This window comes from Pseudopedobacter saltans DSM 12145, assembly GCF_000190735.1.
GTDB lineage: Bacteria > Bacteroidota > Bacteroidia > Sphingobacteriales > Sphingobacteriaceae > Pseudopedobacter > Pseudopedobacter saltans.
The window spans coordinates 2,110,380-2,132,688 of sequence record NC_015177.1 but is presented as its reverse complement, the minus strand read 5'-3'; the positions used below and the strand labels follow the sequence as shown (position 1 = coordinate 2,132,688).

Sequence of the window (22,309 nt, the reverse complement as noted above, 5' to 3'; positions counted from 1 at the left end):
TTAGTTTAATTTCTTCAAATCTATATTTTTAGAAGCGGCATATCTTAATAAAGCCTCTAAATAATAATAATCGGCATAGTTTAATGGAGTGTCTATCTCTGAATTGTATAGGAAGGCACCAACACTATGCTTCAATATAAAAAATCCGTTTGAGTCTTGTTTTGCAAGGTAAGCATCAGAAGATAAAGATTTAAGAATATCTTCTGCATAGGTAAAGTAGCTATTGTTTTTAGTGTATTTGCTTAAATCTATTAATGCAGAAGCTATAACAGCTGCGGCAGATGCATCTCTAGGTGCTCTTTCGCCTCCATTATGGATGCTATAGTCCCAATAAGGAATTTTGTCTTTATCTACATTGGGATGCTCCATAATATATTTAGCAATAAGGATAGCATGGTCTAAAAAAACTTTATTGTTAGTTTCTTTATAAGCCATAGTATAGCCATAAAGCCCCCAAGCCTGGCCTCTTGCCCAAGATGATTCATGAGTTAAGCCTTGGTGCGTTTCTTTTTGTATCGCTCTGCCAGATAGGGTATCGTAACTAATAACATGGTATGAACTATTATCCGGTCTGAAATGATTCTTTAATGTTGTCAAGGCATGCTGGCTAGATGCATCTACATATTCTGCTTTTTTAAAGTTTTTTCCTGCCCAGTATAGATAGTCTAAATTCATTAAATTATCTATGATAACAGGAAACTGCCAATGACCAAAATCCCAAGATCTGATGGCACCAACAGTTTTATTATATCTTTTATAAAGATTAGCAGCTCCTTTTTCTAATGTAGGTAAATAAGCCTTGTCTTTTGTAATTCTATATCCGTTACCAAAAGAACAATATATCATAAAGCCAAGATCGTGAGTGTGCGTAAAGTTTTTTAGCGAATCCATAGCTAAAGTAAATTTTCTAGCACTTGCACCTAACTGCTTATCTCCAGAAATTTCGTAACCATACCAAAGCGATCCAGGGAAAAAACCAGTGGTCCAATCTTCCTGCGGAGCCAGTCTTACAGATCCGTTAGGATATACAGATCTTGGATTCATGCCTGGTTTGTAGGTTTCTGATGCTTTTTTTAATTGATGAACAATACTTTTCTTTGCGTTTTTTAACCAACTTAAATCTTCCTGCGCATGAAGTTGATTTCCTGACATAGCTAATGCTATACAACAAATCAATACGCTAGCAATTTTTCTCATATAATTTCAGTTTTTAATCAACCATGAAAGTAGAAAGGCTTATTTGCTTTGTATTTCGATTTTATCCAAATTGATTTTGATTTTGATGAATATGATTGAAAGGGTCAATATTCTTCGTTTGATTAAATAATTCCCTTTGTGTTTTATATAATATTTTATTTAGCTGCATATTATTGACGTGACGCCTTATTATTTACACAATATATTACTCATACTATTTTGATCGATATCATATCGTACAGATTCCTCTTATTTATAATATAATGGTACTTCTTCTTTTATCAAGCGAATAAAGGAGTAATCAGACGAATCAATTTGAGTTTTAGAATTTAAAGTTTTCTTTATTTTAGGAACCGGAATGCCTGGTATTCTTTAAGGAATATTTAAGGCGATCCATACACACACACTATTTAACAAAAAGAACATACTTATTAAGTGAAATAGATATTTATAGCGCTATAAAGAGGGCTTATAGCGATTGTTAGCCAAAACCGAAAGCTTTTTAGACGATTTTAAAAGCCTCTTTTTAATGGTGCTGGTAAATTCGTTCTAATCAATTAAAAATTTAAATCAAGAATTGTATGAGAAAGATACTCTTAATGTTCGCTGTGATATACAGCAATATTTTGTACGCTCAAAATATCACAGTGAGTGGATTGGTTACTGATGTAGCCGGAGATGTTCTGGCCGGAGTTAACGTAGCTGAAAAAGGAACCAATAAAGGGACTATTACAGGTGTAAATGGACAGTATAAATTGACTGTTAGTAGCAAAGATGCTGTTTTGGTTTATACATATATGGGCTTTACGCCAGTAGAGCAAAAAGTAGGCGGAAAAACAACCATCAATGTAAAGCTTAATCAAGAGACGCAAAGTATGAATGAGGTTGTTGTAATTGGTTATGGTACTGTGAAAAGGAAAGACTTAACCGGATCGGTATCTTCCGTAACTGGAGAAGATCTGAGTAAGGTTCCTGTGCAGGATGTTGCGAGCGCATTGGCTGGAAGATTGGCCGGTGTACAGGTATCTGCATCGGAAGGAGCGCCGGGATCTGATATTTCTATAAAAGTTAGAGGCGGCGGTTCTATTACCCAAAGTAACGAACCTTTGTATGTGATAGACGGTGTTCCGCAGACAGAAGGACTTAACTTTTTGGATCCTACAGATATTGAAAGTATAGATGTTTTAAAGGACGCCGCCTCTACAGCTATTTATGGTGCCAGAGGAGCGAACGGTGTTATTTTGGTGACTACCAAACAACATAAAGCAGGAAAAACAATAGTTACCTATGATACTTATGTAGGTGCGAAGAAGAATATGAAGACTTTGGCAACGCTTAACCCTTATCAATATACGCTTTTGCAATATGAGCGTTCTATGAGTGATGCAGCAAAGTTAGCCTCATTTGAAAAAACTTACGGAAAGTTTGAGAACCTGGCGTCAAATTATGGAAACAGAGCCGGTGTAAACTGGCAGGACGAAGTTTTTGGAAGAACCGCCAATAGCCAATATCATAAAATTGGAGTTAGTGGTGGAAATAAAGAAACTAAATTCAGTATGTTCTATTCATTTAATGAAGATGAAGGTATCATGCTCAATAGCGGAGCCACTAAAAATGTAGCAAAACTTACCTTAAACCATACAGCAAGTAAAAAGTTAAGTTTAAACGGAAGTGCCAATTACTCGCAGCAAAAGATTTACGGATTAGGAACGGGTGAGGGAAATCAAGCGTTTAATCAGCTTCAAAATATTCTTACTTACAGACCAACCTTTGGATTGGCGGGAGAAGATTCGGATTTAATTGATCTGGAGGAAGATCCGGAATTAGCGTCAAATTCTGGCAATGTTCAGCAAAATCCAATTATAAATGCACTATCTCAGAATAAAGATGTTTTAGCCAAATACCTTTATTTGAACGGAGGCCTGACTTATAAGCTGACAAAACATGTTACCTATAAAGGTGCAGTAAATTATAGAAACACATCTGCCAAAACGGATCTGTTCTATGACAAAAGATCTATGACGGCGAAACGTAATCAGGGACCTTTAGGATCTTTAGCGGACCAAACAAAAAGCGGTTGGAGCTACACCAATACTTTAACCTACGCAAATACTTTTGGGAAGGATCATAAATTTGACATGATGCTTGGACAGGAACAAAACTACCTGTTAACTAAATATAATAGAATCAATGCTAACGGTTTCCCGAAAGAAACTTTAGGATTGAACAACTTAGGAGAAGCGACAACTTTTACTGCCGAGTCAAATAATCAGGATGAAAAGATGTTTTCTCTTTTTACAAGAGCTAACTACAATTACAAAGGTAGATATTTAGTTTCGGCTAGTTTAAGAGCAGATGGGTCCTCAAAGTTTGGCGCTGGAAATAAATATGGTTATTTCCCGGCAGCTTCTTTCGCTTGGAGACCAATCGAAGAGGAATTTATGAAGAATCAGAATTTGTTTTCTGATTTGAAACTGAGATTTAGTATTGGTACTTCCGGAAATAATCGGATAGCCAACTACGCCTCTTTAGCACTTTTAACATCTGGAAATTATCCATTATTAGATCAAAATAATGTAACGGTATTCCCTAATGTACTTCCAAACCCAAATTTGAAATGGGAGCGCACACGTTCAGAAAACTTAGGTTTGGATATGGCATTTCTTAATCACAGGGTTCAGGTAACTGCCGAGGTTTACAGAAATACCACCAATGATTTATTGTTGAGCGCAGAAGTCCCTATGGCTACCGGTTATTCCAATATGCTAATAAATGCCGGTTCAACAAGAAATAAAGGACTTGAATTGAGTTTGAATACAGTTAACATCAATGCAAGAGATTTTAAATGGACTACAAACTTCAATATTGCTTTCAATAAGAACAAAGTATTGGCATTAACGTCTGGCGAGAATGTAAGATATGCTTTCTCTAACTGGGGAATTTTAACGGAGAGTGATTATGTTATCAGGGTAGGCGAGTCTTTGGGTCAAATGTACGGTTACAGGACGAATGGCCTTTATCAGGTAGAAGATTTTGATTACAATGCTACAACACAGACGTATACCTTAAAAGCGGGCATTCCTTTCGATTCAAATAATATTCCTCAACCAGGATATTTAAAATTCGAAGATTATAATAAGGATGGCAAAATTAGTGTAGACGACCGTACAATAGTAGGAAATGCCACACCAAAAAATATAGGTGGTATCAATAATACATTCTCTTTTAAAGGAGTTGATTTAAGTGTTTTTCTAAACTGGTCATATGGTAATAATGTGTACAATGCCAATAAACTTTACAGCAGCCAGACCCAATTAGATTACAGAAGTACATTAGGATATTTTGCCGACAGATGGATGTCTATAGACGCCAACGGTGTTAGACAAAAAGATCCAATAGCTTTGGCCGCTATGAATCAGGGAAAAGTTGTTCCGGTTTACAATAGCAATAACGCAGTTAAATTTTATGATTACGTAGTAGAAGACGGTTCATTTTTAAGAATCAACAATATTAGTCTGGGTTATACTTTACCTAAACACATTACGTCGAAACTTAAAATTAGCGGATTAAGAATCTACGCAACTGCGTATAACTTAGGTACCATTACAGGTTATTCTGGGTATGATCCTGAAGTAAGTACCAGAAACAGTACAGGTTTAACACCGGGAATTGACTTTGGTGCATATCCTAGAAGCAGATCATTTGTAGCAGGTTTAAATCTTTCTCTTTAATCATTAAGACGAGTAATTATGAAAATCAAAAATTCAATCACTATATCAAAAAGATTAACAAAGTTTGCCATTTTAGGCGCTTTGGCGGTAACATCTTTTTCCACCACATCTTGTAAAAAATGGCTGGAAGAAAAGCCATATTCATTGTACGCTTCAGAAACTTATTATAAAAATGTAGATGACGCTACAAAAGCCGTATTGGGAGTTTACGAAATCATGTCAAATCAGAAAACATATGGTTTCTATATGTCAATGGTATTTGATATTGATTCTGATTTAGGGTATATGGAAGGAACGGGCTTTTCTAACGATAACAGAACTTTGGCCCATTACAGCTTTGCTACAAGCCATAATTACATAACCGAAGCATGGCGAGAATTGTATAATGGTGTTAACAGAGCCAATATGGTTATTGCCAGAATTCCAGAAATGGCTTTAATGACCAGCGGTACCGAAAGTGAAAAAGCAGCTTTGAAAAGATGTTTGGCAGAAGCTAAGTTCTTAAGAGGGCTTTACTATTTTGATCTTATCAGATTATACGGAGATGTGCCTTTTAAAACCACTTTTACCAAAGCAGATGATGATATGAAAGCTCCGAGAGTTGATAAAGAGATCATCTACGATCAGATTATTAAGGATATGAGCGAAGCCATAGAAGATATCCCTGAAGTATCAGAAAAAAAGGTGGATGAACGGGTAAGTAAGGGAGCTGTTAAAGGCATTTTAGCCAGAGTCTATTTAGGTAGAGGAGGGTATTCTTTACGGCAAAATGGTAAAATGGAAAGGCCTGATAACTATTTAGATTACTATAAAGAAGCCAGAAGATTAACAAAAGAGATTATAGATTCTAAGCAGCATAAGCTTTCTGCTAGTTATGAGGACGTATTTAAGAACTACGCTCAGCTGAAACTAGAACCGCAGGAAAGTATGTTTGAAGTTGCATTCTTTAACACATCTGGCGAGAATAAAAATAGTGGTTACGTAGGTACATGGAACAGTCCAATTGTAGCACAGGGAGCAACATATGGTAGGGCAAATGGTTTCTATAGAATAAACCCAATGATATATTATAACTATGGAAATGGAGATACCAGAAGAGATATTGCAGTAGCTACTTACGAAATTAATGCAAGCAGTCAAAAAGTATCTTTAATTAATACCACTAAACCTTTTAGTGGACAGACCTTGGCTAACATTAGAAAATGGACACCGGGTAAATGGAGAAGAGATTGGCAAGGTACAGGATTTAAAGATTTGAACAATACAGATATTAATTGGGTTTTATTAAGATATTCTGATGTTCTTTTGATGTATGCTGAAGCTGAAAACGAAATTAATGGTCCGGGAAATAATACGGAAGGGGATGCTTATTGGTATCTGAACATGGTGAGAAGAAGAGGCTATAATGTAGATTTAACTAAAGCTTCAGCCACGGCAGATTTAGCTACCGGACTCAATAAAAATCAATTCTTTGAAAAAATTGTCGAAGAGCGAGTATTGGAACTTTGTTTCGAAGGCTTTAGGAAATTTGATTTGATCAGATGGAACAGATTGGGGCAAAATATAAGAAATACACAGACAGCGCTAACGGCCGTTTTTAGTACTTTCCCTTATATTGCCGGCGGTCTTTTTACGGATAACAAACATGAGCTTTATCCAATCCCTCAAAAAGAAAGAGATATCAATACAAGTTTAGGCCAAAATCCAAACTATTAAGATCATGATGAAACCGTTATGGATAGCAACTGCTGCTGTAATGCTTAATCTTGGTGTAGTAGTTGCTCAAACCAATAACAAGACAATATTACTTTCTAAGCTGGACCTTAACAGGTCTGGCTTAGAACAGGTAAAAACATTTTATCTAGCAGGAGACACTAACCAGGCAACAACAGCATTATTAAATTATTATAAAAACAGAAAAAACGTCATCCATCCCGATGTCGAAACTGATGTTAATGGAAAGCCTGTTGCCGGAAATTTATCAGCAACTAATTTACAAAGGGCAAATGACGCATTATCTCATGTTTTCTTTATAATGAATGGTTATCCGCCATTCGACTATGGAACAGATATCAACTGGCAGTACTGGCCTGTTAAAGATAACGAGGTAAGGTGGCAATTACACAGAATGGCATGGTGGGAATCTATGGCTTTAACCTATGCCAATACCAAAGATGAGCGTTATGCACAGGAATGGGTGCTTCAATATAAAGATTGGGTAAAGAAAAATCCTTTGGGACTTTCTGCGGATAATGATCGATTTGCATGGCGTTCTTTAGAAATTAGCGAACGGTTGGAGCTGCAATCTAAACTGTTTCTGTATTTTATCAATTCTCCAGCTTTTGATGAAAGTTTTTTGGTGACATTTTTACTTAACTACTCCAAACATGCCGATCATCTGATCAACAATTATAGCGATGCTGGTAACCATTTACTGTTTCAGGCACAAAGAATGGTTTACGGGGGAACTTATTTTCCCGAGCTTCTACGCGCCAATACCTGGCAACAAAGTGGTATCGATAAACTGAATGAACAAATTACCGTACAGGTTTTTGACGACGGAGTGCAAAATGAATTAACCTTCCATTATCATATTGCTTGTGTCCAGATTTTCTATAAAGCATTACAGATGCTGGACGTAAACGGAATATCCGGAAAGTTTCCGGCAGTTTATATCAACAGGCTGGAAAGAATGATTATGGCTGTGATTAATTTCTCCTTTCCGGATTATACCTATCCGATGTTTGGAGATTCTTGGTTGAGTGCCAAATCCGTATTATTGCGTAACTATAAAAACTGGGCTTCTGTTTATCCTGATAATCAGGTTTTAAAATACTTTGCTACAGACAGGCAAGAAGGTCTTTTACCGCCTTATACTTCTAACAGACTTGCCAACGCAGGAATATATGCATTTAGAAGTGGCTGGTTACCAAATTCAACTACCTTAATTTTAAAGGCAAGTCGTCCGGCAGAATGGCACAGCCAGCCAGATAACGGTACGTTTGAACTTTGGGTAAATGGAAGGAATTTCACGCCGGATGCAGGCGCTTATATCTATGCCGGAGATGCCAGTATCAATGCACAGCGGGAATATTTTAGACAAACCAGATTACATAATACATTAACCTTAGACAACAAAAATCTGGAGGTAAATGCTACAGAGCTGCAGTGGAGCACCAGTAATGACCTGGATATACTGGTTTATGAAAATCCAAGTTACACCAATCTTAAACATAGAAGAGCAGTTTTATTTGTTGATAAAAAGTACTTTGTATTTGTAGATGAAGCCATAGGATCAGCAGAAGGAAATGTAGCCATTCATTATGGTTTAAAAGAGGGCGAGGTAAATGCAGATCAATGTACAAAAACCATTACCACAAAATTTGCCGATAAGAATAACATTTGCATAAAAGTCATTTCGCAGCAAGAGGCCAATATGGTTGGAGAAGAAAGCTATGTTTCTTATGCCTATAATCAGAAACAGGAAAGGCCTGCTTTCGCTGTTAGCGCAGCAAAACAAAGTCCCAATACAGTAAGATTTTTATCCGTTATAGCGCCCTTTAGCGGGACAATGGTTCCGCCAATTATTGAGGCAGAATTTTTAGAAACGACAGACACAACTGTACGTGTAAAAGTGAGTGTAGATGGTCAGGCTAAAACCTTAAGTTATAACATACCTAATTAAGATGAATATATATTTTAAGAGAGTTACTTCCGTATTGTTATCCGGTGCATTGGGTTTGGTGGCACAAGCGCAAACCGTTCAGAAAAAGGACAAAAAATTGAATATTGTTTTTATCATGACGGATGATCATACTACACAAGCCTTGAGTGCTTATGATAGCCGACTGATAGAAACGCCTCATTTAGATCGCTTAGCAAAAGAAGGAATCAAGTTTAATAATTGTTTTGTAACCAATGCGGTTTGTGGTCCTTCCAGAGCAACCATTCTCACCGGAAAATATAATCATATTAATGGTTTGACAGACAACCATAAGGTTTTTGATAGTACCCAGGTTATTTATCCTCAACTATTAAAAAAAGCGGGATATCAAACGGCTATGATCGGAAAATGGCATTTGGGATCTACTCCTATGGGATTTGATCATTACAGTATTCTTCCCAATCAGGGCGAATATTATCAGCCAACGTTTATTGAAAATGGTAAAAAGATACAAGAGAAAGGATATGTTACCGATGTGGTAACGGATAAGGCAATAGGTTATCTGGAATCAAGAGATAAAGAAAAGCCATTCTTGTTGATCTATCAGCAAAAAGCACCTCATAGAAACTGGTTGCCGGCACAGCGTCATTTGGGTATGTTCGATGACAAAACCTTTGTAGAACCGTCAAATTTACTGGATGATTATTCCAATAGAGGAAAGGCAGCCAAAGAACAGTTAATGAATATATCGAAAGACATGTGGGATGCCTGGGATTTGAAATTGGCATCTTCCAGAGATTTGGATTCCCTGTCCAAAGTCCCTAAATCTAATTTTGTTGATGGAAAAGAAGATGATTTTACCCATGCTAATGATAAAACATTAGATCATCAACGTTTTTTTCAGGTTTTTGATAGAATGACCCCGGAGGAGAAAGCTGCCTGGACTAAAGTCTATGATAAACGCGTGGAAGAGTATAAAAGACTTAACCTTAAAGGAGATGAACTGACTAGGTGGAAATATCAGCAATATATGAAAGACTACCTGGCTTGTGTAGTTGCTGTTGATGAAAACGTAGGCAGATTGATGGATTATCTGGAGAAAGAAGGGGAGTTAGACAATACCATTATCGTGTACACGTCTGATCAGGGTTTCTTTTTAGGGGAACATGGATTCTTTGATAAAAGGATGATGTATGAAGAATGTTTGAGGACGCCTTTGCTGATCAGGTACCCAAACGGAATCAAAAAAGGACTTGTTTCGGATGCATTAGCGATGAACGTAGATTTTGCCCCAACATTATTGGATTATGCAGGAGTGAAAATTCCGAAAGATATGCAGGGGAAATCATTAAAACCAGTGATTGATAATGATGGAAAAGTACTGGCGAAATGGAGAGACGCGGTGTATTATCACTATTACGAATATCCAAGCTGGCACATGGTAAAAAGACATTATGGAATTAGGACCAATCGGTATAAACTAATCCACTTTTACAACGATATCGATGAATGGGAGCTGTATGATTTAGAAAAAGATCCTAAAGAAATGAATAATGTATACAATAATACTGCTTATGCAAATGTAGTTAAGATGATGCATGCAAAAATGAAAAAGCTACAAAAGCAGTATAAAGACACTAATCCGACAGAAGAGTAAATTTTATTATGAATAAGACAACATATATCAGAAACCTTTGTATTGCTGCGGTAGCATTTCTATTTGCCTGCAAATCAGAACAGAAACAAGAGAGACCGAATATTCTTTTGTTAATGTCTGATAACCAATCCTGGAACCATGTGGGGATTTACGGAGATAGTGTGGTAAGAACACCGAATATCGATAAGATAGCCAGGGAAGGAGTTCGTTTTACTAATGCTTATTGCAATTCACCTTCATGTACTCCGGCAAGGGCAGCAATGTTAACCGGACAGGATATCTGGAGAATAGAAGAAGGCGCAAACCTATGGGGGATACTACCGACTAAGTACGAGGTTTTGCCAGATTTGTTAGAGAAAGCAGGATACAGAGTGGGTTATGATGGAAAAGGCTGGGGACCAGGAAGTTTTGAAGCAAATGGAAGAAAACGTAATCCGGGGGGGAATAAATACGCCAATTTTGCGGAATTTATAAAAGATAGAAAATCAGGGGAGCCCTGGAGCTATTGGTTTAATAGTTTACACCCGCACCGTCCTTATGAAGTAGGTTCCGGAGAAAAAGCAGGAGTAGATATCAATAAAATTAAAGTTCCGGCTTATTTGCCAGATACTAAAGATATCAGAATAGATATCGCGGATTATTATGCTGCTATTGAAGAGTTTGACCAGGAAGTTGGTACAATTATGCAACAGCTGAAAGATGCCGGGCAGTTAGAAAATACCATAGTTATTGTATGTAGTGACAACGGCTGGCAGATGCCAAGAGGTTTAGCTAATCTATATGATTTTGGAACAAGAGTACCTTTAATTGTATCGTGGCCTGATAAATTTAAAACCAACGAAGTAACTGATGAATTGGTTACTTTATTGGATTTAGCGCCGACGTTCTTAACAGTTGCACAAGCAGAAGTACCCACCTATATGACCGGTAAAAGTTTATTACCTATTGTAGAGGCTGGAGCAGAAAATAAAGATTCCAGAGAATTTGTGGTGTTAGGAAGAGAAAGACATGCATTTGTAAGACAAGAAGGTTTGGGATATCCGGGCAGAGCATTAAGAAGTAAAGATTTCTTGTATATCAAAAATTATGAGCCTTCAAGATGGCCGGCAGGAGATCCTCCGCTTTACGGAGATGTCGATCCCTACATGCTGAACTATCCGGGACCTGCTAAATTCTTCATTTTAAAGCATAAAGATGAACCAATTGCTAAACAAGCATATCAATTGGCTTTTGCAAAACGTCCGGCGGAAGAACTTTTTGATGTAGTTAATGATCCTGATCAGCTACACAATCTAGCTTACGATCCAAAATATAAAAGTATAAAGGATGACTTGTCTGAAAAAATGGTGAAATATCTGAAAGAAACCAAAGATCCGAGAGAAACCGGAGGTAAAATTATTTGGGATAATACAGATTATTTCAGTGAAATAGACAAGACCCCTAAACCGAGCAAAGAGGCAATCAAGGAGTTTGGCTTAGATACGATGTATAACTATCTGAAATAAGAATTGCATTAGCATTTTATAACAATAGTTTCTTACAGCAATCTCCGTGATTATCTTTTTATAGCAAAAAGGTCGCCCGGAGATTCTGTTTGTAATAGCCATTATAAATACACCTAAATTAAATTGAATGAAAAGGATATGGATTACTGCAGTTGCAACATTGTTACCATTTGTCAGCATATTTTCGCAGCAAAAGCGAACAGATAGGCCAAATATTTTGATAATCATGACCGATCAGCATACAGCTGACGCCATGAGTATTGCAGGGAATAAAGATTTAAAAACACCAGCTATTGATTTTTTGGCACAAAATGGAACCCGATTTACGGAAGCTTATTGCGTACAGCCTTTATGTACGCCCTCACGTATCTCTATTTTCAGCGGTCAAAGACCAATACATACCGGATTTACTGGAAATGTAGAAGAAAAAGATGGGCTTTGGCCGGATTCTTTATTGGTAATGGGGAAAATCTTTAAAAATGCAGGTTACAAAACCGGATATGTAGGAAAATGGCATTTACCCATTCCTGTAACCAAGATTTCTCAACATGGATTTGATTATATAGAAAATACAGCTGCCGGCGATTTTCTGGATGCAGCAAATCCATCTTTTTGCGCCCGTTTTATGAAAGAAAATAAGAACGAGCCTTTTCTGTTGGTAGCATCTTTTTTAAATCCGCATGATATATGCGAATGGGCAAGAAATGATCAGTTAAAAATGGATGTTATTGGTACACCTCCACCGCCTGAAGAATGCCCTTTATTGCCAGCTAACTGGAGAATTGCTCCAAATGAACCCATGATTATCAGAGAACAGCAAAAAGTAAATCCTAAAACTTACCCTTCAACCGAATGGAATGCCGATAAATGGAGACAATACAGATGGGCTTACAACCAATTGGTAGAAAAAGTTGATAACTATATTGGGATGGTACTGGCGGGTTTAAAGAAATATGGATTAGAAGACAATACGATTATCATATTCACCAGTGATCACGGAGATGGGTATGCAGCTCATCAATGGAATCAAAAGCAAGTTTTGTATCAGGAATCGGCGAAAGTTCCCTTTATCATATCTAAAATTGGGCAATGGAAAGAAAAAACAGACGATAACCTGATTTGCAACGGTATAGATATTATGCCAACCATTTGTTCTTTTGCAGGAATAAAAATGCCGTCTTATTTAAAAAGCGGTTTAGACATCAAAAAGATTATAGAACAGCCTGGAACAAAGTTGCGAGATACTTTGGTTATCGAGACAGACTTTGCAGATAATACCCGCTTGCTTGGAATTAAAGGCCGCGCGGTAATCACGCACCAATATAAATATATCGTTTACGATAAAGGTGACTTAAAGGAACAGCTTTTTGATTTAACTGTCGATCCGGGAGAAACCAACAATTTAGCTGTACAAACCAAGTATAAACAAACACTGAATAGTATGCGGTCTTACATGAAAACATGGACTCGCAATAATAAAGATTCATTTAATCCTTATAACTAACACTATGCTATTATCCCTAATTATATCTTCACAATTATTGTTTGCTCAACCGGATACGCAAGCGGTTAAGCAAATTAATGTACCTATGCTGCATCCCAGGGTAAGGGAGTGGGCATATCCTGTAAATAATGTTAAAGTCCCATCCAATTCAGTGTGTTTACTTTGGCCGGGAATTACAGGAAAGAATGCTTTTTATAAAATCATGATGGCTACAGATGCTCAATTCACTAAAAATGTGATTAATGGAGACGAGCAGCGGTGGGCAGTGTATCCTTTGCATCAAAATATAAAAGAGGGCAAGTGGTTTTGGAAATACGCATCCAAAGCTACTCAAAATGATAAATGGCAATGGTCTGCAACAAATAGTTTTGTAGTCGAGAAAAGTAAGAGCAACATCAGTTCACCATCGTCAAAACAAGTGTTAGTTGATTTGAAAAATCAAAAACATCCACGTTTGTGGTCACTAAACAAGAATCGGGAAAGTTTCTTCACGAATAATAAAAGTAATCCGGAAGCACTGGCATTTGTAGCATCTATGCGAAAACTGCTAGGAAAACCACTTCCGGAAGAAAAGCCGACCAGACCAAGAGATACAACAGGAATGAATGACCTACAAAAAAAGCAGATGATCGAATTTATGTATCATGGTTTTGGAAATAAAGTCGCAAATCCAATTAAGGATCTTACTGTTGCCTATTATTTAACTAAAGATAGATCTTTTTTAGACGAAGCCATTAAACAGGGGATTCACGTAGCTAACATGGATCCAAAGGGTTATGCTAGCAGAGATGATTTTAATAACGGGAATATTGTAGAAGGTTTGGCAACGCTATATGACCTGGGATATGATTTTCTGAGTGAAAAAGACAAACAGTTATTAAAAAGTGCTATAAAGACCAGAGGAGAGATGATTTATAAAAATCTTCCCAATCGTTTTGAGTTACAAATGTGCGACAACCACGTGTGGCAGCATATTCTACGAAATTTTTCAATTACAGCATTAGCTGTTGCGAATGATATCCCAGAAGCAAATGAGTGGCTTACCTATGTTTATGAAGTCTGGAATGCGCGCTTTCCGGTATTGGCCTCTACAGATGGTGGATGGCATGAGGGGAATGGCTATTTCAGAGTACATTACAAAACATTGATTTATCTGCCACTTTTATTCGGAGAAATTTCCGGAAGAGACTATTTCGAAGAAGAATGGATGCATAATCTTGCTTATTATATTTTATATTCTTATCCACCAAAATCCGCTTCGGTTTCGCAGGGCGATATGCATGAAAACTTATCCGATATGGTAAGAAATCAGGCTTTGTTTGCAGACGCTTTATCTACCAAAATTGACAATCCTTATTTGGTTTGGTATGCAAAGGAATCTAGAAAATTATATCCTAATTTTTTTAGAGCCAATGATGACTTTTTGCTATTTAGGTTATTGAACTATAAAGGAGAAAAGCAGGAATTAGCTTCTAAAAAGCCAGATGATTTACCAAAATCAAGAAATTTCAACGACGTCGGTTTAGTAGCTATGCATTCCAGCCTGAATGATATTAGTCGTAATGTAAACGTGTTTTTTACTTCTAACCCTTATGGTGTTGCGGGACATGCCCATGCTGCACAAAATGCATTAACGATAAACTATAAAGGAAAAAAGATTTACGGTGGAACCGGATTTTATTCTAATTTTAGCGATGCACATAACTTATTAGATTATCGCTCGTCCAGAGGACATTGTACCATTTTAGCAGACAGTTTAAGTCAGCGATTAGGAGAAGATGGATATGGATGGATTTCAAGATTTATGACAGGAAACCGCATTCAATATGCTTTAGGAGATGCTTCAAATGCATATGGAAATTTAACTACGGCATTTTGGTTAGATAGATTTACGCAAATAGGATTAAAAGCCGATAAAAAAAGCGGTTACGGAGATGCCGGAGTAAAGCAGTTTAGACGTCATGTTTTGCAGCTGGATAGTAATTATGTGGTGGTTTATGATGAACTAGAAGCAGTAAAACCTATTCAATGGACAACTCAAATGCATAGTCCATATCTAATGAAAGAAGGGGCTGCAAATATTGGAAATGCAAAAGTATTCGAATTGGAAGCAGATTTTGTGAAATCTAACGCGACTGTTTTTTCAAGCAGTAATAGCACTATTTCTGTACATGATAAATACAATTATCCAGCAAAGAACTGGAAAGGAAAAACGGATGATGAAGGTAATATCATCCAGTTTAGTGAGCAGTGGCATGCAGGTATCAGTTCTTCTAACAAAAATAAACAACGTTTTCTAATGATACTTCAAGTGCAGGATAAAGCACTTAAACCGCTAAAAAACCTCGGAATAAATAAAGGTGTGCAGAAAATACAAGTGGGCGAATGGACAATTTCTGCTAACCTGGACACAAAAGAAGCTGCAAGTTTGTCTATTTTATCTTCAGATCAGAAAGCCGCATTTAGTTACGGTAATAATGCATTAAATGTAGCAGGAAAAGCTGTTAAGATAAACAATGCATCAAGCTCTGTACTGATAGAAAATGGAATAAAACAAGAGGTAATAGACACGTTACCGGCGGTTGTTTCGCAAGATATTGGAAACTAATTGAATAAATAAAATTGTGCAAAAAGCTATAGATAGATGCTGAATAGAATGAAAATTTTAAAGAGAACTGTAAGTACATCAATTTTTTTATTTTGTGCAATGTCTTCTGCATTGCTTTTTGCGCAATTAAAGTACGAGGCCAGAAAGCAGTTTAGAACGATATCCATAGAAGAGGGATTATCGCAAAGTACGGTTTATTCCATAGTTCAAGATAGCCTGGGCTTTGTATGGATGGGGACGCAGGATGGATTGAACAGATATGACGGAGGTTCTTTTCAGGTCTATCGGCCAATTAAAAAAGATCAAAAATCTATTGAGTCTTCGTATATCCGGAGCCTTTTTATAGATCATAAAGGGGTGTTGTGGATAGGCGGAAATAAAGGAATAAGTTCTTTTGATTACGTAACAGAATCTTTTAAGAATTATCGCTTAAAAGTAAAGTCCGGAGAATGGTTTGTCACTTCTATCAATCATACTGAAAATGGCGATATATGGCTGGCTACAAGTAGCGGAGAACTTTATGTCTATAATAAAAAAGCAGATAGTTTTCATTTAATAGATTTACAAACCTATAATGTCGGTATCAATAACATTTGGAATATTGCACGGCTAGATAACCAATTCCTTTTGGGGACAGATATTGGTGTCTTCCAGTTTAACCCTGTCTCTAAAAAAATATCCAGATTTGGCATAAACAATAAATCAAAGGTGAACTACATTTTTGTTGACAAACAATTTGTATGGGCGGGCACAGAGGGAAAAGGGCTGTTCCAATATGACAGAGTCGGAAAATCTGTTAAACAATACCTGCATACAGCCGGAGAGCCCTCAAAAAGTATCGCAGACAATGATGTCAGGAGTGTAGAACGGGATGAATTTGGCAACTTGTGGATAGGAACTTTTAAAGGATTATCCATAATGAATCTACAAGATGGTACAATACAGAATTACTTTCATCAATCATCCGTTCCCTACACATTAAGTCAAAACTCTGTACGATACATTTATCGGGATAAGCAGAATGGGATGTGGATGGGAACCTTTTACGGGGGTGTATCTTATTACCATAATGACGATGTAAGATTTAGCTTTCTAAACAGAAATACAGGCAATTTATCTCTGAATGATCATGTCGTTAATGTCATAAAAGAAGATCCAAATAAAAATATATGGATTGGAACTAATGATAAAGGCCTGAACTTTTGGGATAGAAAAAAAGGCATAATTAAGTATTATTCCCACAGCGAATCTGATGTAAACTCACTGGCATCGAATAATATCAAAGCTATTGAATTTGATCGCTTTGGACACGTTTTAATAGGAACACACAATGCCGGACTAAGCTATTTTGATCCCAATACAGGAAGGACGCTCATTTTTAGGCATAAAGCTGATGATGGAGCTTCTATTGCGGGAGATATGGTTTATGCGTTATTAAGAGATAAACAGGGCAATATTTGGGTAGGGACCCGCTCTGGGCTAGATCGCTTTAACGAAGTGACAAAAAGCTTTTCACACATCTATCTGGACAAAAGAGGGACCAGACTTTCGTCTGATGAAATAACAACTTTAGAAGAAGATAGTAAAGGAAGAATTTGGATAGGAACCACCAATGGTGTAAATATTTTATATCCGGATCAAATGCTTTTTGAAACTTTTATGGGAGATAAATTAAGTAATGATGTTGTAACGTCTATAGTTGAAGATAAAAAAGGCAGGATATGGGTAGCAACTAGGGATGGGCTAAATCTGTATAATGATAAAAGTAAAAAATTTGCTGTTTATAAAGATCAAAAAAACATCATAAAAGGAATTGTTTATGGGATTACATGTGATGACGATGGAAACATTTGGCTATCATTATCCCGAAATCTGCTAAAGTTTAATCCGGATAAAAACCTCTTTCAACTGTTTGATATCAAAGATGGTTTGCAGAACAATCAGTTTAACCTGTCGGCAGTAAGTAAAACTTCTGATGGGATGTTGTTATTTGGAGGAATTAACGGATTGACCTATTTCTATCCAAAAGACGTAACTCCGAAGAAGATGAAGCTGGATCTCACTTTTACAGGTATGGAAGTGTTAAACAGACCTGTTTTTGTAGGAGATGCCCATGATATTCTTAATCAGCATATTGACAAACAGGAGACGTTAAAATTAAACCATGATCACAAACAGTTTACCATAAGCTTCAATACTTTCAATTATATATCTCCAAATAAAATTAAATATCTCTATCAGTTAGAAGGATTTGACCACGAATGGCAGGAAGTTACCGCCATTACAAAAGTGACGTATACCAACCTGAAAGCCGGTAATTATATTTTTAAGGTTAAAGCTGTTGGGCCTTTGGGAGAATCCAGTAAGGAAAGAACGCTTAAAATTAAGATATTACCTCCCTGGTGGAAAAGCAACTGGTTTTTTCTGATTATAACTGCCTGTTGTATCGGTGGGATTTATGCGGCATATTCCATCGTAAGTGAAAGAATGAGAACCTTACACCAATTGAAAATGGAAAGGTTGCAAAGGGAGTATACTACCAATAAGCTTAATCTGGAGCGGATGGAAAGAGAAAAAATGGATTCGATTAATAAAATGAAGACCGATTTCTTTACCAATATTTCCCATGAATTTAGAACGCCGCTAACTTTAATGATTGCGCCTCTAGAAGAGCTGATGGCCAATAAATTGTCCGAAAGAACTACCAAGAAATACCATGAGTTGATTTTACTGAATACAAAGCGGTTACTGAATCTCGTGGATCAGCTGTTGGAATTTAGAAAAACAGAAGCGGGAACAAGAAAACTGAAATTAGCTAAGGGAGATATCGTAAGTTTTATTCATGATGTGTATAGCTCTTTTGTTGTCTTATCCGAAAAAAATGGAATTAAATATAGTTTTAAATCAACCGAAAGCCGTCTACCTATTTCATTTGACAAGGATGCCATAGAGAAAATTTGTTTTAATCTGCTTTCTAATGCCTTTAAATACACGCCTAAAGGAGGTGTTATAGAAATAAATCTCTCTAAAAATGCTCAGGAAATACAAATTACAGTTTCCGATACAGGTATTGGAATAGATATCAATGAGCAGCAGAGCGTTTTCAATAGATTTTATCAGGTCGACAATCAGGAAATGAATTTAGGATCTGGCGTAGGTTTAGCTTTCACTAAAAAGCTGGTAGAATTACATGGCGGGTATATCGAGTTGAATAGTAAGAAAGGGGAAGGGGCTGTTTTTGCCGTAAATATACCGATTGTTGACAGCGATACAGTTGATAGTTACAGTGCCGAAGAGTTTAGTCTGGTTGTCGAAAATACCGTCGATCAGGAAGATATCGAACTGGATGGAGATTTAGAAACAGAGCAACGACAGGAACAAAAAGAAAAACTTCTGGTGGTTGATGACAACTATGAAATAGTTGATTTTTTAAGCTCGCATTTAAATAAGTATCAGGTTGCTGTAGCATATAATGGCAAGCAGGCACTTGATATTCTGGAAAACGATAGTTTCGATCTGATTATTTCGGATGTGATGATGCCGGAAATTGATGGTATTCAGCTTTGTAAAAAGATAAAACAGAATATCAATACATGTCATATCCCCGTGATATTGTTAACTGCTAAGAACGAAACTCAGCATCAGATTAAAGGATTGGAAGCAGGGGCGGATGATTACGTAACAAAGCCTTTTTCTATGAGTTTGCTGACTGCAAAAGTTCAGAGTATACTAAAATCGAGAAGAAGGCTGAAAGAGTTTTATTCCGAATCGAAGGAAATCGTTCCGGAGAATATTGCTTTTAACACCTTAGATGAAGAATTTTTAAGACAGGCCATAGTTACAATAGAGAAACATCTTAGCGATTCTGATTTTTCGGTTGATAAGTTTAGCCGGGAAGTTGGCATGAGCAGATCTAACCTGTATCTGAAACTAAAAGCTATTACCGGAGAATCTGCAACAGACTTTATTAAACGTATCCGTTTTAAAAAAGCTGTAGAGCTTTTGGTATCCAAACAGTATACAGTTGCTCAGGTAGCTTACATGTGTGGGTTTAATTCTCCGTCTTATTTCTCTACAGCATTTAAACAATATTATGATTGTATGCCAACCGAATATTTGGCAAAAAAAGCCGATGGTGAGTAGTTTTTATGCGATTTAAATGCAACACGAATCAAAATCTAAACAGAATTAGATAAGATTAAAAGTCTCCGGAGTACAGGTTTGATATTTTTGATTTTCAAATATGTACTTAGTGAAAGATTTTTATTCGATAGGGATTGATGTTGGAGGGTCTTCCCTGAAATGTGGATTGGTGGATTATAAAGGAAAGGTTATTTATTCTTTTTTAATGCCGCTTGCGAATATTGAAACAGCGGATGATGTAGTGACATTGATTAATGCGGCTATACGCAAATGTATCAATAAAAGTGCAAATCATATTCTCGGTGTCGGCATAGGTTTCCCCGGAATTGTAAACAATAATATTGTAATAGGTGGTGCCGACAATTTACCTGGCTTTATAAATTATCCTTTAGGGGATGTAATTTCCAAATCGACAGGTTTACTGGTAGTTGTAGATAATGATGCTAATATGATGGCGTGGGGTGAGAAAAACTATGGTGCCGGGAGAAATGCTACCGATGCTGTTTTCTTGACTATAGGAACTGGTATTGGTGGAAGCCTGATTGTAAATAATGAATTATATGGCGGTTACCAAAACCAGGGGGCCGAAATGGGACATGTAATCATCAATTTTAATGGAAAAACCTGTTCATGTGGAAGTAAGGGTTGCCTGGAAGCTTATGCCTCAACTTCTGCCCTGATAGATGATTATTTCGATCTAAAAGGAGAGAAAGTGAACGGAAAAAGAATTGTAGAGTCATACTTGTCAGGAGAAGAGCAAGCAGAAAAAGCACTGAATCTGCACTTTGATTATTTGGCAGCCGGAATTACAGGGTTTATCAACGTTTTTAGTCCCCAAAAAGTAATTATTGGCGGTGGCATTTCCGAGGCGGGAGAATTCTATATCAATGAAATTAGAAACAGGGTTGCAAAATTGGCTATGCCAGCAACTATTTCGAATACTCAAATTGTAAGAGCACAATTGGGCAATAATGCCGGTATGTTAGGCTGTGTTGCCAATGTGTTTTCTAAACTTAAAAACCAATTAGAACATATTTAAAATGTACAGAAGTAAATTTTTAGTCTTGATTATTCTATTAATATGGTTCGTCATATCTTTCGTAACCAATATTATGGGACCTTTAATGCCTATAGTGATAGAAACTTATCAGTTAAGTTTAACCATGGCTGCTTTTTTGCCCTTTTCTTTCTTTCTGGCTTATGGTATTGCGTCGATACCATCTGGAGCACTTATTGAAAGAGTTGGAGAGAAAAGAGCAATGCTTATTGCTTTTTGCCTGAATCTGATAGGCTCTTTGGCAATAGCTGTTTATCCTGTGTACGCTATGGCATTATTCTCGCTTTTTACTATAGGTATTGGCATGGCGATGTTACAGGTCATCATTAATCCCCTAATGAGGACCGTGGGAGGAGAAGATAATTATGCTTTTTATTCCGTTTTGGCACAGTTGATATTCGGCCTTGGCTCTTTCGTAAGTCCGTTCGTTTTTACTTATTTGACTTCCAGCCAATTTGTGAATAATCAGGAAAAAGGATTTATAGTCTTTTTAAATTCTTTGGTAAACCATAACCAGCAATGGACTATTTTATACTGGTTATTTGGTGTAATTTTTATTGCGGTATTTATCCTGATTTCGTCGATTTATATACCAAAGGTTGAACTTAAAGAAGACGAAAAAGGGGGGACTATAGATACTTATTTTGAACTGATAAAAGACAAAAAGGTAATACTGTTTTTTATAGGAATTGTTGCCTATGTAGGTACCGAACAAAGTTTAGCCAACTGGATGTCTGAATTTTTGAAACAATATCATGGCTTTGATGCTTTGACTAAAGGCGCTGAAGCCGTTGCGTGGTTTTGGGGGTTGATGTCTATAGGTTGTTTGCTGGGATTGCTATTGCTGAAGATTTTAGATTCTAAAATTGTTTTAAAGGGAGCGGCTTTATTCACATTGGCAGCAATAACGGTGGCTCTGTTCGGTTCCTCTCAGCTATCTTATTATGCTTTTATGTTTTCGGGATTTACTATATCGGTAATGTTCTCGATTATCTTTTCTTTGGCATTGAATTCTGTTTCACAACATCATGGTTCGTTTTCAGGAATTTTATGTACAGGAATTTTTGGTGGTGCTCTTTTACCTTTATTAGTGGGGGCATTGGGAGATATTATAGGTCTTAGATATGCTTTAATGGTTCTTTATATAAGTGTTGGATATATTATGTATTTGGCTTTTTATGCCAAACCGCTTATTAGTAACAAAACGATTTTATCAAAGAAGCAATCATAAACGCACCATACT

Annotated in this window: 11 protein-coding genes; 10 read left to right on the top strand and 1 reads right to left on the bottom strand. The window is 36.7% G+C overall.

The window, feature by feature from the left end:
* Entirely contained in the window at positions 1-1,197 is a 1,197-nt protein-coding gene (locus tag PEDSA_RS09080) for a glycoside hydrolase family 88 protein (RefSeq protein ID WP_013632862.1), read from the bottom strand.
* A 581-nt stretch (positions 1,198-1,778) separates the two neighbouring features.
* Here PEDSA_RS09080 and PEDSA_RS09075 point away from each other — a divergent pair.
* The 10 genes from PEDSA_RS09075 to PEDSA_RS09030 all read left to right on the top strand — a co-directional run bounded on the left by PEDSA_RS09075 (position 1,779) and on the right by PEDSA_RS09030 (position 22,297).
* Positions 1,779-4,928: a SusC/RagA family TonB-linked outer membrane protein gene (locus PEDSA_RS09075; protein WP_013632861.1), complete on the top strand. Its 3,150-nt coding sequence runs from the start codon at positions 1,779-1,781 to the stop codon at positions 4,926-4,928.
* A gap of 18 nt (positions 4,929-4,946) precedes the next feature.
* Entirely contained in the window at positions 4,947-6,644 is a 1,698-nt protein-coding gene (locus tag PEDSA_RS09070; protein WP_013632860.1) for a RagB/SusD family nutrient uptake outer membrane protein, read from the top strand.
* A 4-nt stretch (positions 6,645-6,648) separates the two neighbouring features.
* The gene (gene hepC / locus PEDSA_RS09065) at positions 6,649-8,613 is read left to right on the top strand and encodes a heparin-sulfate lyase HepC (RefSeq protein WP_013632859.1); all 1,965 of its coding nucleotides are present in this window, start codon (positions 6,649-6,651) and stop codon (positions 8,611-8,613) included.
* A gap of 1 nt (position 8,614) precedes the next feature.
* The gene (locus tag PEDSA_RS09060) at positions 8,615-10,249 is read left to right on the top strand and encodes a sulfatase family protein (protein ID WP_013632858.1); all 1,635 of its coding nucleotides are present in this window, start codon (positions 8,615-8,617) and stop codon (positions 10,247-10,249) included.
* Positions 10,250-10,257: 8 nt separating this feature from the next.
* Positions 10,258-11,754, top strand: coding sequence for a sulfatase family protein (locus tag PEDSA_RS09055; RefSeq protein ID WP_013632857.1), 1,497 nt, complete (start codon positions 10,258-10,260; stop codon positions 11,752-11,754).
* A gap of 127 nt (positions 11,755-11,881) precedes the next feature.
* Complete coding sequence (locus tag PEDSA_RS09050; RefSeq protein ID WP_013632856.1) at positions 11,882-13,258, top strand: sulfatase family protein; 1,377 nt, start codon at positions 11,882-11,884, stop codon at positions 13,256-13,258.
* 4 nt (positions 13,259-13,262) lie between these two features.
* On the top strand, positions 13,263-15,866 hold the full coding sequence (locus PEDSA_RS09045) for a DUF4962 domain-containing protein (RefSeq protein WP_013632855.1): 2,604 nt from the start codon (positions 13,263-13,265) through the stop codon (positions 15,864-15,866).
* A 48-nt stretch (positions 15,867-15,914) separates the two neighbouring features.
* Positions 15,915-20,009: a hybrid sensor histidine kinase/response regulator transcription factor gene (locus PEDSA_RS09040; RefSeq protein WP_245546866.1), complete on the top strand. Its 4,095-nt coding sequence runs from the start codon at positions 15,915-15,917 to the stop codon at positions 20,007-20,009.
* A 100-nt stretch (positions 20,010-20,109) separates the two neighbouring features.
* Positions 20,110-21,048 (top strand): ROK family protein, encoded by a 939-nt coding sequence (locus PEDSA_RS09035; RefSeq protein WP_013632853.1) that lies wholly within the window; start codon positions 20,110-20,112, stop codon positions 21,046-21,048.
* Position 21,049: 1 nt separating this feature from the next.
* A complete protein-coding gene (locus tag PEDSA_RS09030; RefSeq protein WP_013632852.1) occupies positions 21,050-22,297 on the top strand; it encodes an MFS transporter in 1,248 nt (415 codons plus the stop codon).
* The last annotated feature ends 12 nt before the right edge of the window (positions 22,298-22,309 follow it).

Bases quoted from the DNA above. Each gene is read 5' to 3' on its own strand.
- PEDSA_RS09080 (WP_013632862.1), bottom strand. From the start codon at position 1,197: ATGAGAAAAATTGCTAGCGTATTGATTTGTTGTATAGCATTAGCTATG.
- PEDSA_RS09070 (WP_013632860.1), top strand. From the start codon at position 4,947: ATGAAAATCAAAAATTCAATCACTATATCAAAAAGATTAACAAAGTTT.
- PEDSA_RS09040 (WP_245546866.1), top strand. From the start codon at position 15,915: ATGAAAATTTTAAAGAGAACTGTAAGTACATCAATTTTTTTATTTTGT.
- PEDSA_RS09075 (WP_013632861.1), top strand. From the start codon at position 1,779: ATGAGAAAGATACTCTTAATGTTCGCTGTGATATACAGCAATATTTTG.
- hepC (WP_013632859.1), top strand. From the start codon at position 6,649: ATGATGAAACCGTTATGGATAGCAACTGCTGCTGTAATGCTTAATCTT.
- PEDSA_RS09030 (WP_013632852.1), top strand. From the start codon at position 21,050: ATGTACAGAAGTAAATTTTTAGTCTTGATTATTCTATTAATATGGTTC.
- PEDSA_RS09045 (WP_013632855.1), top strand. From the start codon at position 13,263: ATGCTATTATCCCTAATTATATCTTCACAATTATTGTTTGCTCAACCG.
- PEDSA_RS09035 (WP_013632853.1), top strand. From the start codon at position 20,110: ATGTACTTAGTGAAAGATTTTTATTCGATAGGGATTGATGTTGGAGGG.
- PEDSA_RS09050 (WP_013632856.1), top strand. From the start codon at position 11,882: ATGAAAAGGATATGGATTACTGCAGTTGCAACATTGTTACCATTTGTC.
- PEDSA_RS09055 (WP_013632857.1), top strand. From the start codon at position 10,258: ATGAATAAGACAACATATATCAGAAACCTTTGTATTGCTGCGGTAGCA.
- PEDSA_RS09060 (WP_013632858.1), top strand. From the start codon at position 8,615: ATGAATATATATTTTAAGAGAGTTACTTCCGTATTGTTATCCGGTGCA.